General features: G+C 73.8%; 17 protein-coding genes. 11 read left to right on the forward strand and 6 right to left on the reverse strand.

Going from position 1 to position 18,109, the window contains the following annotated elements; all coding sequences use genetic code 11:
* Positions 1-67: 67 nt before the first annotated feature.
* Entirely contained in the window at positions 68-409 is a 342-nt protein-coding gene (locus FE374_RS03830; RefSeq protein ID WP_168205580.1) for a histone-like nucleoid-structuring protein Lsr2, read from the reverse strand.
* Between the two features lie 408 nt (positions 410-817).
* Between FE374_RS03830 and aroD the strand changes: the two genes are divergently transcribed.
* Complete coding sequence (gene aroD / locus FE374_RS03835) at positions 818-1,576, forward strand: type I 3-dehydroquinate dehydratase (RefSeq protein ID WP_139931307.1); 759 nt, start codon at positions 818-820, stop codon at positions 1,574-1,576.
* Positions 1,577-1,605: 29 nt separating this feature from the next.
* Here aroD and FE374_RS03840 read toward each other — a convergent pair whose 3' ends face one another.
* Positions 1,606-2,796, reverse strand: coding sequence for an MFS transporter (locus tag FE374_RS03840; protein ID WP_139927320.1), 1,191 nt, complete (start codon positions 2,794-2,796; stop codon positions 1,606-1,608).
* Positions 2,797-3,053: 257 nt separating this feature from the next.
* Here FE374_RS03840 and FE374_RS03845 point away from each other — a divergent pair, with 257 nt between their 5' ends.
* The 6 genes from FE374_RS03845 (at position 3,054) to FE374_RS03870 (ending at position 8,952) form a co-directional block, all read left to right on the forward strand.
* Positions 3,054-4,538 (forward strand): NAD-dependent succinate-semialdehyde dehydrogenase, encoded by a 1,485-nt coding sequence (locus FE374_RS03845; RefSeq protein ID WP_139927321.1) that lies wholly within the window; start codon positions 3,054-3,056, stop codon positions 4,536-4,538.
* 448 nt (positions 4,539-4,986) lie between these two features.
* On the forward strand, positions 4,987-5,451 hold the full coding sequence (locus tag FE374_RS03850; protein ID WP_139927322.1) for a hypothetical protein: 465 nt from the start codon (positions 4,987-4,989) through the stop codon (positions 5,449-5,451).
* Between the two features lie 130 nt (positions 5,452-5,581).
* On the forward strand, positions 5,582-6,565 hold the full coding sequence (locus FE374_RS03855) for a metal ABC transporter substrate-binding protein (RefSeq protein WP_139927323.1): 984 nt from the start codon (positions 5,582-5,584) through the stop codon (positions 6,563-6,565).
* Positions 6,562-7,413, forward strand: coding sequence for a metal ABC transporter ATP-binding protein (locus FE374_RS03860; protein WP_139927324.1), 852 nt, complete (start codon positions 6,562-6,564; stop codon positions 7,411-7,413). The genes FE374_RS03855 and FE374_RS03860 overlap by 4 nt, the downstream gene beginning before the upstream one ends.
* Entirely contained in the window at positions 7,410-8,261 is an 852-nt protein-coding gene (locus tag FE374_RS03865) for a metal ABC transporter permease (RefSeq protein WP_179957345.1), read from the forward strand. The genes FE374_RS03860 and FE374_RS03865 overlap by 4 nt, the downstream gene beginning before the upstream one ends.
* 1 nt (position 8,262) lies before the next feature.
* Positions 8,263-8,952, forward strand: coding sequence for a metal-dependent transcriptional regulator (locus tag FE374_RS03870; protein ID WP_456319085.1), 690 nt, complete (start codon positions 8,263-8,265; stop codon positions 8,950-8,952).
* 16 nt (positions 8,953-8,968) lie between these two features.
* On the opposite strand, the gene FE374_RS03875 is transcribed toward FE374_RS03870, so the two are convergent.
* Both FE374_RS03875 and FE374_RS03880 read right to left on the reverse strand, forming a co-directional pair.
* Positions 8,969-9,796, reverse strand: a complete 828-nt coding sequence (locus tag FE374_RS03875; protein WP_139927325.1) for an SDR family NAD(P)-dependent oxidoreductase — start codon at positions 9,794-9,796, stop codon at positions 8,969-8,971.
* A gap of 50 nt (positions 9,797-9,846) precedes the next feature.
* Positions 9,847-10,482: a hypothetical protein gene (locus FE374_RS03880; protein WP_139927326.1), complete on the reverse strand. Its 636-nt coding sequence runs from the start codon at positions 10,480-10,482 to the stop codon at positions 9,847-9,849.
* Positions 10,483-10,640: 158 nt separating this feature from the next.
* Here FE374_RS03880 and FE374_RS03885 point away from each other — a divergent pair, with 158 nt between their 5' ends.
* Both FE374_RS03885 and FE374_RS03890 read left to right on the forward strand, forming a co-directional pair.
* Complete coding sequence (locus FE374_RS03885; RefSeq protein ID WP_139927327.1) at positions 10,641-11,825, forward strand: sensor histidine kinase; 1,185 nt, start codon at positions 10,641-10,643, stop codon at positions 11,823-11,825.
* A complete protein-coding gene (locus tag FE374_RS03890) occupies positions 11,822-12,481 on the forward strand; it encodes a response regulator (RefSeq protein ID WP_139927328.1) in 660 nt (219 codons plus the stop codon). The genes FE374_RS03885 and FE374_RS03890 overlap by 4 nt, the downstream gene beginning before the upstream one ends.
* Positions 12,482-12,484: 3 nt before the next feature.
* Here the strand turns inward: FE374_RS03890 and FE374_RS03895 are convergent, their stop codons facing one another.
* The gene (locus FE374_RS03895; protein WP_139927329.1) at positions 12,485-14,530 is read right to left on the reverse strand and encodes a dolichyl-phosphate-mannose--protein mannosyltransferase; all 2,046 of its coding nucleotides are present in this window, start codon (positions 14,528-14,530) and stop codon (positions 12,485-12,487) included.
* 266 nt (positions 14,531-14,796) lie between these two features.
* Here FE374_RS03895 and rsmI point away from each other — a divergent pair, with 266 nt between their 5' ends.
* Positions 14,797-15,726: a 16S rRNA (cytidine(1402)-2'-O)-methyltransferase gene (gene rsmI, locus FE374_RS03900; protein ID WP_456319094.1), complete on the forward strand. Its 930-nt coding sequence runs from the start codon at positions 14,797-14,799 to the stop codon at positions 15,724-15,726.
* A gap of 179 nt (positions 15,727-15,905) precedes the next feature.
* Here the strand turns inward: rsmI and FE374_RS03905 are convergent, their stop codons facing one another.
* Positions 15,906-16,502 (reverse strand): isochorismatase family protein, encoded by a 597-nt coding sequence (locus FE374_RS03905; protein ID WP_139927330.1) that lies wholly within the window; start codon positions 16,500-16,502, stop codon positions 15,906-15,908.
* A gap of 145 nt (positions 16,503-16,647) precedes the next feature.
* On the opposite strand from FE374_RS03905, the gene FE374_RS03910 reads away from it, so the two are divergent.
* The gene (locus tag FE374_RS03910; protein ID WP_168205582.1) at positions 16,648-18,087 is read left to right on the forward strand and encodes an aminoglycoside adenylyltransferase family protein; all 1,440 of its coding nucleotides are present in this window, start codon (positions 16,648-16,650) and stop codon (positions 18,085-18,087) included.
* Positions 18,088-18,109 lie beyond the last annotated feature (22 nt).

Genomic DNA, 18,109 nt, shown 5'->3' on the forward strand with positions numbered 1-18,109 from the left:
CCGGAGCAGTGGTTATGCCCGTCCTGCTCGCTGTTCTGGCGACCGGTTTCCACAAACGTTCCAGCGCTCAGTGGCCGGCGGCCCGGTACTTCTCGACGACCTCTGCTTTGATTCGGCCCCGCGGGCTCACCGCGATGCCCTGGCTGGCTGCCCAGGCGCGCACCGCCGCCGGGTCGAACGCGTGCTTCTTCGTGCTTGCAGCGGAGGTACGTCGGCGTTGTCCTTCGATCTTGCGGCCGGCCTCGAGGTAGGGCCTGAGCGCGTTCTCGAAGTCGGCCAGTTCGTCGTTGGTCAGATCGACCCGGTAAAGGACTCCTTCGTAGGAGAAGTCAATGGAGCGACCCTTGCCGCGCTCGATTGGCCTGCCCGAGAGGTCTGACACGAGCTCGGTAATCATTTTGGTCGCCATGCCCATCAACGTAACTCAGGAGAAAGGTATGAGAGCAGCCTGGGGAAGAAGGTCGGCTGTGCCGCGCATCTCGTGCTCGAGCAGAGCAGCTGCGTGCGCGATGTCGCGATTGATCGCGGACGTCTTGAGGTCGCGGCGCCCAGCCGCGCCCAGCCGGGCACCCCCACTCCGGACGGGCGCGCCCTGGCCGGCCAGGCACGGGGCACGTACCCGCTACGACGTCGTCGGTGCCGACCACGCCGGATCAAGGTTCGCACCTGCCGGATCGGGGCCGCCGGTATGGCCGCGGGTGTCCGTGCGCCGCACGTGGCACGGCGTGCCGCCCCCTGACCTGGCCGGTGCCGTGGTCGACTGACCTTCGGGGCGGACCCACGCCCGAAGGGAGGATCACTCGTGGCGGGTAGGAGCATCCGGACGGTCACCGTCAAGGGCGTGACCCTGGGGGAGGGCATGCCCAAGATCGTCGTGCCCCTCACCGGCGCCGACCCCGTCGAGCTGGCCTCGCAGGCCACCGCGCTCCACGGCCACGCGGTCGACGTCGTCGAGTGGCGCGCGGACCACTTCACCGGGTTGGGCGACGCCACCGCCGTCGTCGACCAGGCTCGGTCCCTCCGCGACCAGCTCGCCGGCACCCCGCTGCTGTTCACCTGCCGCACCCGCGCGGAAGGCGGGGCGGCCGAGATCGACGACGAGGACTACGGGCGCCTCAACACCGCGGTGATCGACGCAGGCGCCGCCGACCTGGTGGACGTGGAGTACCGCCGGTCGCCCGCCGTCGTTGACCGGGTCCTTGCCGCCGCCCACGCCGCCGGCGTCGCCGTCATCGTCTCCAGCCACGACTTCGACGGCACCCCGTCCCGCGGCGAGATCGTCGCGCGGCTCCAGGCGATGCAGGAGGTCGGGGCGGACATCTGCAAGGTCGCCGTCATGCCGCACTCCGTCGCCGACGTCCTGGCCCTTCTCGACGCGACCCGCACCATGAACGAGCAGTTCGCCGACCGGCCCCTCATCACCATGTCGATGGGTCCCCTCGGCACGATCTCGCGGGTGGCCGGCCAGGTGTTCGGCTCCGCCGCGACGTTCGGGATGGTGGGCACGGCCTCGGCGCCCGGGCAGGTGGACGCGGACGACCTGCGCACCGTGCTGCGGGTGCTCGCCGGCGGCTGAGCAGGCGAATCCGGCGCACGCGCACCGCGTCAGCCGTGCAGCACCCGGCTGCGTCCCACCTGCCAACCCACGAGCAGCTGCACGAACGCGACCACCGTCAGGCACACCAGGAGCAGCGGCCCTGGGCCCGTGAGATCCCGCAGCACACCCGCCAGGACCAGGCCAGCGGCGGCGCCCAGGTACCCCACGGTCTGCGCCATCGAGGACAGCCGGCTGGCCGTGCCCGGGTCGGCCACCCGCAGACCCACCAGGGACAACGCGACCACGAACGACCCGCCGGACCCCAGCCCCACGACGACCACCCACACCTGCACCAGGCCCGGCGCGACGACCAGGCCGAGCATCCCGGCGACCATCAGGGTCGGCATGACCATCGACGCCACGCGCTGGTCCGGGCCCACCCGCATGAGCGCCGGCGTCGCGAGGTTCGAGACGATCGCCGCCACCTGGTAGAGGAAGAGGTGCCAGCCGGCGGCGGCCGCGCCCACCCCGAGGTCCTGCTCGAGAGTGGGCAACCAGTTGACGAGCACGTAGAAGACCGTGGACTGCAGGCCCATGTAGACGGCCACCTCCCACGCCAGGCCCGAGCGCCACACCGGGGCACCGCCGGTCCGGGCTCGGCCGGCCGCGGTGGTCGCCCCCCGCCCGCCCCGCAGCCGGGGCAGCCATACGGCGAGTGCGGCAAGAACGAGCACCACCCACACACCCAGCGCCACCCGCCACGACCCGGCCCCCGCGAGCGGCACCGCGACACCGGACGCCGTGGCAGCGAACACCGTCTGGACGGCGATGTAGACCGAGGTCACGGTGGTCAGGCGGAGCGGGAAGTCCTTCTTCACCACGGCGGGCAGCAGCACGTTCCCGACGGCGATCGCGGCCCCGATCAGCGCGGTGCCGATCCACAGGGGCGCCGCCGAGCCGGGCAGGGACCTGACGACGGTGCCGACCGCGAGCAGCACGAGCGCGCCCGCGACCGTGCGCTCGATGCCGAACCGCCGCCCCAGCGTGGCCACGACCGGGGAGACGACCCCGAACGCGACAACCGGGACGGCGGCGAGGGTGCCCAGCGCCGACGGCGACAGCCCGGTGTCGGCGCCGACCAGCGGCAGCACGGGCCCGACGGCGGTGATCACCGGACGCAGGTTCGCCGCCACGAGCACGATCCCCAGGAGGAGCAGCCACGACGGCAGCACTCGGCCACGCTCCGGGGCGAAGTTCATGCCACAGGCTCCTCAGGGCTCGGACCGTGCCCGGGTGCGGGGCCGGGCGCCGTCGCCCGCGGGCCGTCGGGCGCTGCTCGGGCCACCTTAAGCCTGGCCCGGTTGGGGCCGACGCCGCGGTCCGCGGGGGCGGCCTGCCGCGGGATCCGCTGCGTCGTCGCCCCGGGGCGGTTCCGCGCCGCCACCGCAGCCGCCACCGCATCCCCTGCCGCCCGGTGCGAGTCGCCGTAGCCTCGAGACGAGCGAGGGAGAGTGCGATGACCGACCAGCTGACCGCGCGCCGCCAGGACGAGCTCCTCGGGACGATGCGCACGGACCTGTACATCGACGGCGCCTGGCGGGAGGCCACCGGGGGCCGCCGCTTCGCCGTCGAGAACCCTGCCACCGGCGAGCAGCTCACCACGGTGGCCGACGCCGACCCGGCCGACGCGATGGCTGCCCTCGACGCCGCCGACCGTGCCCAGGCCGGCTGGGCCCGCACCGCGCCACGGGAGCGCGGGGAGATCCTGCGCCACGCGTTCGAGCTGATCACCGCCCGCGCCGACGACTTCGCCCTGCTGATGACGTTGGAGATGGGTAAACCGCTCGCCGAGTCCAAGGGTGAGGCCACCTACGGGGCGGAGTTCTTCCGCTGGTTCTCCGAGGAGGCCGTGCGCATCGCCGGCCGGTACAGCGCCGCGACCGACAACAAGTCCCGGGTGCTGGTGACCAAGCGGCCCGTGGGCCCGTCGATCCTCATCACGCCGTGGAACTTCCCCCTGGCCATGGGGACCCGCAAGATCGGCCCGGCGCTCGCGGCCGGGTGCACGGTGGTGCTCAAGCCGGCCCAGCTCACGCCGCTGACCGCGCTGCTCCTCGCTCAGGTGCTCGAGGAGGCCGGCGTGCCCGCCGGCGTCGTCAACCTCGTGCCCACCACCCGCGCCGGGGACACCACCGGGCCGCTGCTGCAGGACCCGCGCGCCCGCAAGCTCTCCTTCACCGGCTCCACCGGAGTCGGCCGCGCCCTCCTCGCCGACGCCTCCGGGCAGGTGCTCCGCACATCCATGGAGCTCGGTGGCAACGCGCCGTTCCTGGTCTTCGAGGACGCCGACGTCGACGCCGCCGTCGCCGGGGCCATGGCAGCGAAGTTCCGCAACGGGGGCGAGGCGTGCACCGCGGCCAACCGGTTCCTCGTGCACGAGGCGGTGGCGGAGGAGTTCACCGCCAAGCTGGTGGAGAAGGTCCGGGCGGTCCGGCTGGGCCCGGGCACGGACGACGGCGTCACCCTGGGGCCGCTCGTGGAGAAGAAGGCCCGCGACAAGGTGCACGAGCTCGTGGCGGACGCCGTCGCGCATGGCGCGGAGGTGCTGCTCGGCGGTGAGGTGCCCGAGAGGCCGGGGTGGTTCTACCCCGCCACGGTGCTGAAGGGCGCCGGGCCGCAGGCGCGCCTGCACCGTGAGGAAATCTTCGGCCCCGTCGTCTCGATCACCACGTTCGCCGACGAGGCGGAGGCGGTGCGGCTGGCCAACGACACCGAGTTCGGCCTGATCTCCTTCGCCTTCACCACCGACCTGGCCCGGGGGCTGCGGATGGCCGAGGTGCTCGAGACCGGGATGCTTGGGCTGAACTCCGGCGTCATCTCCAACCCGGCGGCGCCGTTCGGTGGGGTCAAGCAGTCCGGCATCGGCCGCGAGGGCGCGCACGAGGGCATCGAGGAGTACCTGGAGACCGTCTACGTGGGGATCGCCGACCCGTTGGCGTGAGACCGCAGCGCGACCGGGGCGACCTGGTGGTCTCGGCCTCACCAGGTCTGCAACGCCGCTCGCGCAAAGGCAGTCACGACGCCGGCCGGCACCGGGCCGCGGGTGTCCGGCCCGGTGCGGTGCGTCCCCGGGTCGTCGAGTGGCGTCCTGACCCATCCAACCCGGGCTGCAAACGGCGTTTACCGACCGATACATGTCATGACCTGCGGCTTCGTGAGAACGCCCTCATGTTCTCCTCCTCATGCTCTCACTCCGGCTCGGCAAAGTAGTGACCACGAAGGAAGGACAGGGACCACCGCAGGGGGGCGGTCCCAGATCCGGAAGGACGACGGGCCACCGCAGGGGGGCGGCCCAGAGTCCACGTGGGACGACGGGCCACCGCAGGGGGGCGGCCCGTCGTCCGGACCGAGACGGACCGCCCCGGCGGTCCCGGAAGAAGGAGAACGCCATGAAGAAGAAGACTTGGATCGCCACCGGGGCCCTCTCCGCCGTAGGCATCATCGGCGGGGTCGGCATCGCCGCCGCCGACACGACGTCCACCACCTCGGTCGACGACATCAACCTCAAGCTGGCCACCCAGGAGAGGGGCGACGACAAGAACGACCTCGACCTCCCGGGTCGCAAGCTCATCACCGACGACGTCGCCGTGGCTCCCACCCAGGCCGCCACGATGGACGCCCGTGCGGTGAACCCGGCATCGGTCAGCGCCGGCAGCGCGACGACGGCGGTCTCGGCGATCTCGGCGAAGTCCGCCGTGAGCGCGGTGTCCGCACAATCGGCGAAGTCCGCGCCGTCGCCGAAGTCGGCGCCGTCGCCGAAGTCGGCGCCGTCGCCCGTCTCGGCACCGAGCCCGGTCTCGCCCGCCAGCCCGGCGAGCGCCCAGTCGGCGCCGTCCGCGCCGTCGGCCAACTGAGTCGTCGTCCTACTGAGCTGAGCTGAGCTGAGCTGAGCTGAGCTCGCCGCCCCGTCCCCGGTCACCCTTCTGGTGCCCGGGGATGGGGCGCTCGCTTGTCTGCGCAACCCGGCACGCCTAATATTTCGGCATGCCGAAACGCGGCTCGCCGGTGGACCCACAAAACGAGCGGCGCGGTGCCATCGCCGGTGCCGCCGTCGCCGGTGCCGCCGTCGTTCTCGGTCTGCTGCTCGCAGGGTGCGCCGGTCCCGCAACCGATACCGCCGCTGCGACGGCACGCACCGCCGGCGACGACCGCCCGCTCGTCCTCACCACCTTTACCGTGCTCGCGGACATGACCCGCAACGTCGCCGGTGACCTGGTCCGGGTCGAGTCCGTCACCGACGTCGGGGCCGAGATCCACGGGTACGAGCCGACGCCCGAGGACCTCGCGCGCGCCGCCGGCGCGGACCTGGTCCTGGACAACGGGCTGGGCCTGGAGGCGTGGTTCGCGCAGTTCATCACCGACGTCGACGCCCAGCACGTGGTGCTCACCGAGGGGGTGGACCCCGTGCCCATCGCCGGGGAGGACAAGCTCAACCCCCACGCGTGGATGTCCCCGGTGGCCGGTCAGACCTACGTCGCCAACATCGCCAAGGCCCTGAGCGGCCTCGACCCGGTCAACGCCGAGACCTACGCCGCCAATGCCGACGCCTACACCGCCGAGCTGGACGCCCTGCACGGCGAGCTGGTCGACGCCCTCGCGTCGCTGCCGCCCGACGAGCGCGTGCTCGTCACCTGCGAGGGCGCGTTCTCCTACCTTGCCCGGGACGTAGGCCTGACCGAGGCGTACCTGTGGCCGGTCAACTCCGAGCGGCAGTCCACCCCGCGCCAGGTCGCCGCCGTCATCGACCGGGTCCGCGCCGACGAGGTCCCCGCGGTGTTCTGCGAGTCCACGGTCAACCAGGACGGGCAGCGTCAGGTGGCCGCCGAGACCGGCGCCCGGTTCGGCGGCACCCTCTACGTCGACTCGCTCTCCGGCCCCGACGGGCCCGTACCCACCTACCTCGACCTGCTGCGCCACGACGCCGGCACCATCGTCGCGGGCCTGACGGCCCGGGAGGAGCGCCCATGACCACCACCGGACGGGCACGTCCCGCCACCGCACCCCGCCAGGACCCCGCCGGCCCGACGGCGTCCGCCGCGCCGGCGCTGGAGGTCACCGACCTGACGGTGCGCTACGGCGCCGTCACCGCGCTCGACGGCGTCACGTTCGCGCTCGCCGGGGGCCGGGTGACCGGGCTGGTGGGCATGAACGGCTCGGGCAAGTCGACCCTGTTCAAGTCCGTCATGGGCCTGGTGCGCCCCACGGCCGGCCAGGTCCGGGTGCTCGGGCAGAGCACCGAGCTGGCGCGTCGTCGCGGGGTGGTGGGCTACGTGCCCCAGCAGGAGGACGTCGACTGGTCCTTCCCGCTCAGCGTGCGCGAGGTGGTCATGATGGGCCGCTACGGCCGCCTCGGCCTCACCCGCCGGCCACGGCGCGCCGACCACGACGCCGTGGACGCCGCCCTGGAGCGGGTGGAGCTCGGCCACCTCGACGACCGCCAGATCGGCGCCCTCTCCGGCGGGCAGCGCAAGCGCGCGTTCGTCGCTCGCGGGCTCGCCCAGGGGGCGCAGGTGTTGCTGCTGGACGAGCCGTTCGCCGGGGTGGACAAGCGCACCGAGGCGACCATCACCACCTTGCTGCGCGAGCTCGCCGCCGACGGGCGCACCATCCTCGTCTCCACCCACGACCTGGCCTCCCTCGACGTCTTGTGCGACGACGCCCTGCTCATCCAGCGACGCGTCCTCCTGCACGCCCCGCCGGCGGAGGTGCTGCGCCCGGAGAACCTCGCGCGCGCGTTCGGGGTCGACGTCTCCGACGCCCGGCCCGCGACGGTCTCCACACCGTCTGGCGCCGGTCCTGCGGAGGTGGCCCGATGATCGAGGTCCTTGCCGAGCCGCTGGCCTACGCGTTCATGCAGCGGGCGTTCCTCGTCAGCGTGCTCGCCGCCGTCGTGTGCGGGGTGCTCAGCTGCTGGCTCGTGCTCATCGGCTGGTCCCTCATGGGCGACGCGGTCTCGCACGCCGTGCTGCCCGGTGTCGTCCTCGCCTACATCTTCGGCGCCCCGTTCGCCGTGGGCGCCCTCGTGTTCGGGCTGCTCGCCGTCGCCCTCATCGGGGAGGTACGGGACCGGTCGGTCATCCGGGAGGATGCCGCCATCGGCGTGGTCTTCACCGTCCTGTTCGCGCTGGGGCTGGTGCTCATCTCGGTGACCCCGAGCCAGACGGACCTCGGGCACATCCTGTTCGGCAACCTGCTCGGCGTCTCCAGCCTCGACCTGCTGCAGGTGGTGGTCCTGGGCGTCATCACGCTGGCCGTGCTGCTCCTCAAGCGCCGCGACCTGACCCTCTACGCCTTCGACCCCACCCACGCCCAGGCCATCGGGCTCAATCCGCGCCGGCTCGGCGCCATGCTGTTGGCCCTGCTGGCGCTGACGGTGGTGGTCGCGCTGCAGGCCGTCGGTGTCGTCCTGGTGGTGGCGATGCTCATCATCCCGGGCGCCACGGCGCGGCTGCTCACCGACCGCTTCGCCCGCATGCTCCAGGTGGCGCCCGCGATCGCGGCGGGCTGCGCCGTCGCCGGCATCTACGCGAGCTACTACCTCGACACCGCCTCCGGCCCCATGGTGGTCCTCGCCCAGGGCACCGTGTTCTTCGGTGCCTACCTGTTCGCCCCGCGCCACGGGCTGCTCCGCCGACGGCGCCACCGGGCCGCCGCCGTCGCGTAGCGTGAGCGCCGTGCAGCAGGAGCTCGCCGAGCTGACCCCGGCGAACCAGGACTACCTCAAGGTCATCTGGTCCGCCCAGGAGTGGACCGACGCGCCCGTGACCACCACGGTGCTCGCCCGCCGGATGGGCTTCTCGCCGTCGACGGTCTCCGAGGCCGTCAAGAAGCTCACCACTGCCGGGCTGCTCGCCCACGCCCGGTACGGGACGATCGAGCTGACGGCGCCCGGCCGGGCAGCCGCGCTGGCGATGGTGCGGCGCCACCGCATCCTCGAGACGTTCCTGGTCGCCGAGCTCGGGTACTCCTGGGACGAGGTCCATGACGAGGCGGAGGTGCTCGAGCACGCCGTCTCCGACCGGCTGGTCGACGCCTTGGACGCCCGGCTCGGGCATCCCGACCGGGACCCGCACGGCGACCCCATCCCCACCCGGGAGGGCACCGTGCCGGCGCCGCCGGCCGGCGCCCTGCACCTGGTCGAGGCCGGGGCGCGGGTACGGGTGGCGCGGATCGCCGACACGGACCCGCAGGTGCTGCGCTACTTCGACGAGCTGGGCGTGGCTCTCGACACCGAGCTGGTGGTGCTCGAGCGCAAGGACTTCGCCGGCACCCTGACGGTGCGGGTGGCGGGTCGGGGACGCCCGCAGGAGGTCGGTCTCACGGCCGCCGAGTCGGTGTGGGTGACGCGGGCCTGAACCCGGCCCGGCGCGGTCACGAGGGCCGGCCGGTGAATCCCTCCATCGAGCGGTGCACGCCGAAGACCTTGGCCATCCGGTCCCACGCACGCGACGGCAGCAGCCCCCGGGCGGCACGGGCCACGTGCACGGTGGGCGGGCTGATGACGTGCGCCCGGCCCGCCAGCAGCGCCCGCCAGGCCTGGTCCACCGCCCGCTCCGGCCGCAGCATCGGCGTGAGCAGCACCGACCGCACACCCTCGAACATGCCGGTAGAGACGTAGGAGGGGCTGAACGTCGTCACCCGCACGTGGGTGTGGCCGGCCTGCTCCAGCTCCAGCCGGAGCGTGTCCGACCAGCTCAGCAGCGCCGCCTTGGACGCCGCGTACACGCTCATGCGCGGGTTCGGCACGATGCCGGCCGCCGAGGCGACGTTGAGCACCCGCTTGGGTCGCGCGGCGTCGGCGATCATGGCGGGCAGGAAGTGGGCGGCCAGCCGCATCGGGGCGAGGGTGTTGACCCGGAGCGTGTGCGCCGCCTCCGCCGGGTCCTGCTGCCAGAAGTAGCCGCTGGAGGTGATGACGCCGGCGTTGTTGACCAGCACGTCGACGGCACCGAGGTCGGCGAGGACGGCATGCGCGGCGGCGTCGAGCGCGGCGACGTCGTCGAGGTCGACGGCGTCCGTGCGCACCCGCAGGCCCGGCCGCGCGACCGCCGCTGCCACCTCCTGCAGCGCCGCGACGTCGCGACCCCACAGCACCAGCACGGCGGCCCCCTCGGCGGCGGCGCGTTCCGCGAACAACCGGCCCATGCCGCGCGTGGCGCCGGTGACGAGGACTCGCGCGCCGCGCACGGTGGGGCTCATGAGCTCTTCTCCGGGACCATGACGCCCAGTATGGCCGCACGCCGGCCGGGTCAGGCCCGCGCGGCCACCGGCGCCCCGGCGGCGCTCTCGCGCACGAGGAGCCGGGCGGACAACGGGGCCAGCGCGACACCCATCAGGGCGAACATCATGATCCCGGACACGGCGTCGGGCGCCGCGAAGTCGGCGACCAGCGCGGCCACCAGCGTCAACGCCGCCCACCGCGGTGCCAGCCGTGTCCGCCACAGGGCGACGGCCAGGGCGAGGGTGCCCACGACGGTCGCCAGCAGCACCGGGACGATGAGCACGGCGAAGGACGGGGCCGTGAACATCGCCGCGGCGATCTCGGCCGCACCTGCCTGGTCAGGCTGGTGGGCGAGCGGGTACTGGGCCATCACGTAGGCGACGGGCCCGACGTGGAGCGCCCACCCCAGCGCCGCGACGACCGTCGCCGTGACGCCGAGCCGTGAGCCCCGGGCCCGGAACAGCCCGGTGAGCCCGAGGAGGGCGCCGGCAAAGCACAGGAACGAGGCGAGGAGCAGCACGTTCGCACCCATCCAGCGGACGGGCTGCGCCTCGATCAGGGCGAGCTGGGTGGTGGCGTCAGCGGACGCCGGCAGCAGGATCGTGCCGGCCAGGCCGGCGGCGGCGGCGGTGAGCAGGGCGACGGCGGTGCTTCGGCGTGACATGTGGACCTCCGGGGAGCAGTGGTTGGTGCCGTTGACGCTAGGGACGGTCGGCGCCGGAATCATCGGAGGTGACGCCGAACCGCATACGAGCCTGCTCGTACGAGCCTCCTTCCCCGGGTCGACGCCGGGCGGGGCGGTGCGCCGCTACGGTTCGTGCCATGACGGACGACGATGCCGGCGCCCTGGCGCAGTGGCTGAGGGCCCGGCCCCGCCTCGTGGATGTCACGATGGCCGCCGCCCTCGTCGCGCTCGGTACCGGGCAGGTGATGGCCGGCGGCGGCGGCGCGACGGCGCTGGTCGCCGCGGTCGCCATGACGGCGCCCGTCGCGTGGCGGCGCAGCCGGCCCCTGCTGGCCGTCCTGATCGGGTGGTCGGCCCTCTTCGTCCAGGAGGGCCTGGGCGCGGACATCACGAGCCAGGGCTACGCGGCCGTGATCGCGCTCATCGTCACCGTCTACTCGGTCGCCGCCCACGCCCCGCTCCGCCGGGCGCTTGTCGGCCTGGTCGCGGCTCTGGCCCTGGTGTGGGGCTCGATCCCGTTCGCCGCGTCCCAGACGGTGGCCGACTTCGCGTTCACCGGGCTGATCACGCTCGCGCCCTGGCTCGCCGGCCGGACCATCCGCGACCGGCAGCTGCGTATCACCGAGCTGCGACAGCTGGCCCGGGAGCTGGAGCACGAGCGGGAGGAGCGGGCCCGCGAGGCGAGAGAGGCGGAGCGCTCCCGCATCACCCGGGAGATGCACGATGTGCTCGCGCACACGGTCAGCGTCGTGGTGGTCCAGCTCGGCGCCGTCGAGCGCATCGTGGAGTCCGATCCGGGCACGGCCCGCTCGGTGGTCGCCTCGGTGCGCGCCACCGCGAAGTCCGCGCTCGCCGAGCTGCGGTTCCTGCTGGGCCTCGATGGCGTCCCCGCCGCCGGGCCTCGTCCCTCTCTCGCCCGGCTCGGCGACCTTGCCGACGACATGCGCGCCGCCGGCGTGCCGCTCGAGCTCACGGTCAGAGGTTCGGTGGGCGGGCTGCCGCCGGCGGTCGACCTGGCCGCCTACCGGATCGTCCAGGAGTCCCTCACGAACGTCATGCGGCACGCCGCGGGTGCACCCACCCGGGCCCTCGTGGTGGTGGAGGAGGACGCCGTGCGCGTCACGGTCGAGGACGACGGTGCCACCCGGCCCGCGCCGCGTGCCCACCCGGCCGGGGCCCCCGAGCGGGCCGGCTACGGCCTGATCGGGATGGCGGAGCGGGCCAGGCTGTGCGGGGGCGACCTCGAGGCCGGACCCCGGCCGGGCGGCGGCTTCGGCGTTCGGGCGTGGCTGCCCCTGGTGCGGGCCGTGAGCGTCGCGTGATCCGGATCGTGCTGGCCGACGACCAGTCGCTCGTGCGCGCCGGGTTCCGGCTCATCCTCGAGGCCGAGGGAGATCTCGAGGTCGTGGGCGAGACCGCCGACGGGCGGCAGGCGGTCGCCGCCGCCCGCGAGCTCCGACCGGACCTCGTGCTCATGGACATCCGGATGCCCGTGCTCGACGGGATCGGTGCCACGCGTGAGCTGGCGAGGGCCGGCGTCACGTCGAAGGTCCTGGTGCTCACCACCTTCGACGACGATGCCCTCGTGCACGACGCGCTGCGCGCGGGCGCGAGCGGGTTCCTCCTCAAGGACGTGGACCCTCCCGACCTCGTCCATGCCTGCCGGACGGTCGTCCGTGACGAGGCGCTGCTCGCGCCGGCCATCACCCGGCGGCTCGTCGAACGATTCCTCGCCAGCCCGCCGCCGGGCCGCCCACCGACCGGGTTCTCCCGGCTGACGGCGCGCGAGCTGGAGGTGTTCACGTTGATGGCGCGGGGCCTGGACAACCAGGAGGTCGCCGACCGGCTGGTGATCTCCGCCACGACCGTGCGGACGCACATCACCCGCATCCTGGCCAAGCTCGGCCTGCGGGACCGGGTGCACGCCGTGGTCCTCGGCTACGAGTCCGGGCTGGTCCGTCCCGGCGATGGTGCCTGACGCTCAGATCCAGGTCGGCAGCCACATGTGGAGCCGCCAGCCCTCGTAGGAGATGGTCTGGCCGGTCCACACCGGCCAGAAGAATACGGCCACCGCGACCGCGAGCCCCACGACGACCCCCCACAGCACCCACGCCGCCGGGTTGAGGCGGGCGTCGCCGTCGTCGCTGACGAACAGCGCCGCGCGGGAAGGGTGCACCACCGGGCCGGTGTCGTCCTCCGTTGTGCCGGCACCGGGTATCGCGCCGTCCGGTCTGCCTGCCTCCGGGCGGCCGCTGTCTGGGGGACGGCCCCTGCCGGGCGGGCGGACGCTGCCGGGCGGGCGGACGAGCCCCATGCCCCACCCGAGCACGAAGGTCAAAGCGAGCACCACGTACGGCACGAACGCCACCGCGTAGAACGTGAAGATGGTGCGGTGTGCGTAGCCGAGCCAGGGCACGTACATGGCGCCGTAGCCGGCGAGGATCAGCCAGGCGCGCCAGTCGCGGCCGCGCACGGCCACGTAGACCACGGCCAGCAGCGCGGCCGCGGCGAGCCACCAGATGACCGGGTTGCCCACGGCGAGGATGGCCTGGACGCAGCGCTGGGCCCCGCACGCCTCCGGTGGGGGAGCGGGATCGGGCCAGAACATCGAGGTCGGCCGCAGCTGCAGCAGCCACCCGGCCGGGTTGGCCTCGTAGGCGTGCTCGGAGTCGAGACCGTTGTGGAAGTCCCACATCACCAGGTGGTACTCCCACCAGGAGTTCACGGCGTCCGGCAGCCAGCCGCGTGGCACGGGCTCACCGCTGGCGCGCAGGTTGGCCGCCCACTGCCGGCGGTATGCCTGCGGGGTGGTGAACCACGGGATCCACGTGGCCACGTAGATCAGGGCCGCGGTGGGCACGAGCGCGAGGAAGGCGGGCATGCCGCCGCGCAGGACGCCCGCAGCAGCCCACCGGCGCACGCCCACCGACCGGCGCGCGCAGGTGTCCCACACGAAGACCATGACCCCGAAGACGGCGACGGCGTACAGCCCCGACCACTTCACCCCGGTCGCCAGACCGAGCGCGACGCCGGCGACCACCAGCCACCACCGCACCCCGAGCGGCGGCCCCCACAGGCCGTCGCCGTGGCCGTCGCCGTCGCCGTCGCCGTGGCCGTCGGCTCGGGCGCGGGCGCGGGCGACCCGATGCGCCAGCTGAGCCCGGCTCCAGTCCCGGTCGCGCACCACGCACCACAGGCCGACCAGCACCCAGAACATGAGGAAGACGTCGAGCAGCGAGGTGCGCGACTCCGTCAGGTGGATCCCGTCGATCGCCAGGAGCAACCCGGCCGTGGTGCCCAGGAGGGCGGAGCCGAACAGCCGGGTGGCCAGCCGGGCGAGGATGAGCACGGACAGCGTCCCGACGACGGCGGCAGCGAACCGCCACCCGGCGCCGTTGTCCGCCCCGAACAGCTTCAGCCCCGCGGCGATCATCCACTTGCCCACCGACGGGTGGACCACGTAGTCGGCGGTGGTGGACAGCCCGGAGTAGTCGCCGCGGGCGAACCCCGGGTTGCTCTCCTCGGCCCACTGGCCCTCGTAGCCGAGCGTGAGCAGCGAGTAGGCCTGCTTGACGTAGTAGGTCTCGTCGAAGATGAGCCGGCTCGGGTGGTTGAGACCGGTCAGGCGCATCACGCCCGCGAGGACCGTGACGACCAGCGGCCCGAGCCAGCCCCACAGTGCGGCGGTCGGGTGGAGCCGGGCGCCGAGCGCCCGCAGGCCGAGGCGGGCGCGCAGAGAGTCCTCGAGGTCGCCCACGGTGGGTGGGCCGGGTGGTGGAGTGGCGTCGGGGCGCGCCGGTCCTGCCTCTTGGGCGGGGGTGTCGGGGCCCGGGCTGATGGAGGTGTCAGGCGGGGCAGCGGTGTCCCGAGGGGCAGCGGTGTCACCAGGGGCAGCGAGGGGCGCCCGGAAGCTGCGCCGCAGGACGGTGCGGGTGGTGGGGTGGTGTGACGCCTCGTCCGACGGCTCGGCGTCGTCCGGCTGGTCCCAGCCGGCGCCGCCTCCGGACTGAGGTGCGGACGTCGTCACGCCGCGAGTCTAGGTGCCCGCGGAACCGTGGCCGGGTGCAACGTCCGGCACGGTGCGCCGTGGACCCGGCCGTGCGAGCGCCCGCGGGCTCTGGCCGGTCGGTGCGTGTGGCCGCGACCTGCCAGTGTGCACGCCCGGTGGGGGAGACTGGGCGCGTGAGCAGCGACGTCGAACCCGTCGAACCCGTCGGGCAGCATGGCGGGGACGTGCCCGAGCCGGATGTGCCGGAGCGGGACGAGCCTGACCGGGACGTCCCCGCGCCGGACATGCCCGACCGGGACGCCACCCCCGCGGGTGCAAATGCGGCGGACGCCGTGACTGACGAGCCCGACCCCGCCGACGCGCCGGCGCACCCGCCGACGATGGCCCCGGGCGTCATCCTGCTCGCCGCGACCCCCATCGGTGACGCCGCCGACGCCCCGCCCCGGCTGCGGCGGGCGCTGGCGGAAGCGGACCTGGTCGCCGCCGAGGACACCCGCCGGTTGCGCGCCCTCGCCGGGCGGTTGGGGGTGCGGGTCACCGGGCGGCTGTTGAGCTTTCACGAGCACAACGAGCACGAGCGTGCCCCGGACCTGGTGCGTGCCGCGCAGGACGGCGCGCGGGTGCTGGTGGTCTCCGATGCGGGCATGCCGTCCGTGTCGGACCCGGGCTACCGGCTGGTGCGCGTCGCCACCGATGCCGGAGTGAAGGTGAGTGTGGCACCCGGGCCCTCCGCTGTCCTGACCGCGCTGGCGATCTCCGGCCTGGCGACCGACCGGTTCTGCTTCGAGGGATTCGTGCCCCGCAAGGCGGGCGACCGGGCCCGGACCCTGGGGGCCCTGGCGGAGGAGCCGCGCACGATGGTCTTCTTCGAGTCGCCGCACCGCCTCGCCGGGACGCTGGCCGACATGGCGCGCACGTTTGGCGCGGACCGGTCCGCGGCGGTGTGCCGGGAGCTGACCAAGACCTATGAGGAGGTGCGCCGGGACTCGCTAGCCGCGCTCGCGGAGTGGGCGGAGCCCGGTGTGCGCGGTGAGATCACCATCGTGGTCGCCGGCGCGCCACCCGTGGCAGCCCGCGCCGAGGACCACGTGGGCCAGGTCCTCGCCCTGACCGACGGCGGGGCCCGGCTCAAGGACGCGGCGGCCACGGTCGCCGCCCGGACCGGGCTGGGCAAGCGGGAGCTCTACCAGGCCGCGCTCGAGCGGCGGGGCTGAACGGGCTGGCCCCTCGTCAGGCCCTGGCTGGCGCTGCAGCTCATCGACCGAGCGTTGTCGGGCCGAGCGAGGGTGGCCGGCCACCCTCGGTCGGCCCGAACACCATCGCTCGATGATCGCCGTCGAGCCGGCGCGGTGGGACACCCGTACACGCACCACGGCGCGGGCGCCACGAGCGGTCAGGCCTGGCCGGACTCCGCGAGCTCGACACCGGCCGCAGTCAGCTGCTCACGCGCCTGCGCGCCGAGCTCGGGGCTGACCGGCACCGTGAGGTCGGTGAAGACCCGGGTGTCCAGGCCGAGCCGGTGCGCGTCCAGCGCCGTCTCCTTCACGCAGTGCGACTCCACCAGCCCGACGACGTCGACCGCCCGGACCCCGGCGTCCTCCAGGATCTGCGCGAGGGTGCGCCCGTCGGCGTCGATCCCCTCGAAGCCGGAGTAGGCGGCCGCGTACATGCCCTTCTTCACGGAGGCGTCGAAGGTCATGCCGTGCAGCGCCGGGTGCAGCTCGGCCTCGGGGGTGCCGGCGACGCCGTGCGGCGGCCAGGTGTCCACGAAGTCGGGGGTCTCGGAGAAGTGGTCGCCCGGGTCGATGTGCCAGTCCTGGGTGGTGACCACGGCGGCGTAGTCCCTGCGGTGCGCCCTGGCGTAGCGGGCGACCTTCTCGGAGACGGCGTTGGCGCCGGGCGACGGGAGTGCGCCGCCCTCGCAGAAGGTGGGCTGCACGTCGACGAGGATGAGCGCGCGCCGCGCGGGCTGGGCGTCCTGGGTGCTCACGTCGGTCTCCTCCGCGGGAAGGTCGGGTGGTCCTGCACCATTGTGGCAGCACGGGCCGCTGGCCCCGGCCCGCTCGACCTCGCCCGGCAGACGGCTGCCGGAAAATCGGTTGCCCGAGCAGGCCAGCGGTGTGACGCTGCGGTGCGTGCGCACCGGACTCGACCGGGTGGTCGCCTGGGCGCGGTCCGCGTTGGGCGGGTCGCTGCTCGGGGCCTACCTGCACGGTTCCGCCGTCACCGGCGGCCTGCGGCCCGACAGCGACCTCGACCTGCTCGTTGTCACCGCGCGTCCGCTGTCCGCGGCCGAGCGCACCGAGCTCGTGGCGCTGCTGCTGCGCGTCTCGGGGCGCCGCGCCACCGAGGGGGCCGCACGGCCCCTCGACGTGACAGTGGTCGTCCGCGGCGACGTCGTGCCGTGGCGCCACCCGCCGGTGTGCGACCTGCAGTACGGCGAGTGGCTCCGCGATGACCTCGGGCGCGTGCCGGAGCGTCGCCAGGACGCCAACCTCGCCCTGGTCCTGGCGTCCCTGGTGCGCCGTTCCCAGCCGTTGGCCGGTCCGCCCGCCCGCACGCTGCTGGACCTCGTGCCGCCCGACGACGTGCGCCGGGCGATCCACGACACCCTGCCACCCCTCCTCGGGAACCTCGTGGGTGACGAGCGCAACGTGCTGCTCACCCTGGCCCGGATGGTCACCACCCTCGAGACCGGGTCATTCGTCTCCAAGGACGCCGCGGCCGAGCACGTGCTGCCCGGGCTCCCGGCCGAGCTGCGCCCGACCCTGCGCCTCGCCGCGGCCGCGTACCGCGGCGAGGCCACCGACGACTGGTCCGTCCACGCCGGCGCTGCCCAGTCGCTCGCCGCCCACCTGACCCAGCGCATCGGGGCCGGGTCCGGGCCCCGCGTGATCGTGCTCGTGGAGGGCCCGAGTGATGCGGCCGTCGTCCGCACCTTGGCCCGGGCGCGCGGGATCACCACGGGCGACGGCGTCGAAGTGGTGCCCATGGGAGGCATCACGAACGTGGGCCGCTTCCTCGACATGTTCGGGCTCGACGCCCCGGGCCGGGAGCTGCTCGGCCTGTGCGACGCTCCGGAGGAGCGGTTCGTCGTCCAGGCCCTGCGTGCGCACGGCGTACGGGTGGGCAGCCGAAAGGAGATGGCCGAGCACGGCTTTTTCGTCTGCGAGGCGGACCTCGAGCACGAGATGCTCCGGGCCGTGGGTACCGCCACTGTCGAGGGCGTGCTCGCCTCGCGCGGCGAGCTGGCACGGTTCCGGGCCTTCCAACGACAACCGGGGTGGCGCGGACGCTCGCTCCACGACCAGCTCCACCGCTTCGCCGGCAGCGGCTCGGGCCGCAAGCCCAGCCTCACGGAGCACCTCGCCCAGCGACTGACCCCCGCCACCACACCGGAGCCCCTGGCCAGGCTTCTCGACCGCATCGAGCACCACGCGGTCTCGCGGCGCCCGAGCGGGCTGACCGGGCCGGCTGAGCGGGCCGTTGCCCAAGCGGCTATGGGCGAAGAGCAGGGCCGGCTCAACCGGCGGCGAGCACGGCTGGCTGAGCCGACGGAGAGGACGGCCGGCTGAGCCGACGCACGGCCGCCAACTA

It is taken from the genome of Georgenia yuyongxinii (assembly GCF_006352065.1).
GTDB classification, from domain to species: domain Bacteria; phylum Actinomycetota; class Actinomycetes; order Actinomycetales; family Actinomycetaceae; genus Georgenia; species Georgenia yuyongxinii.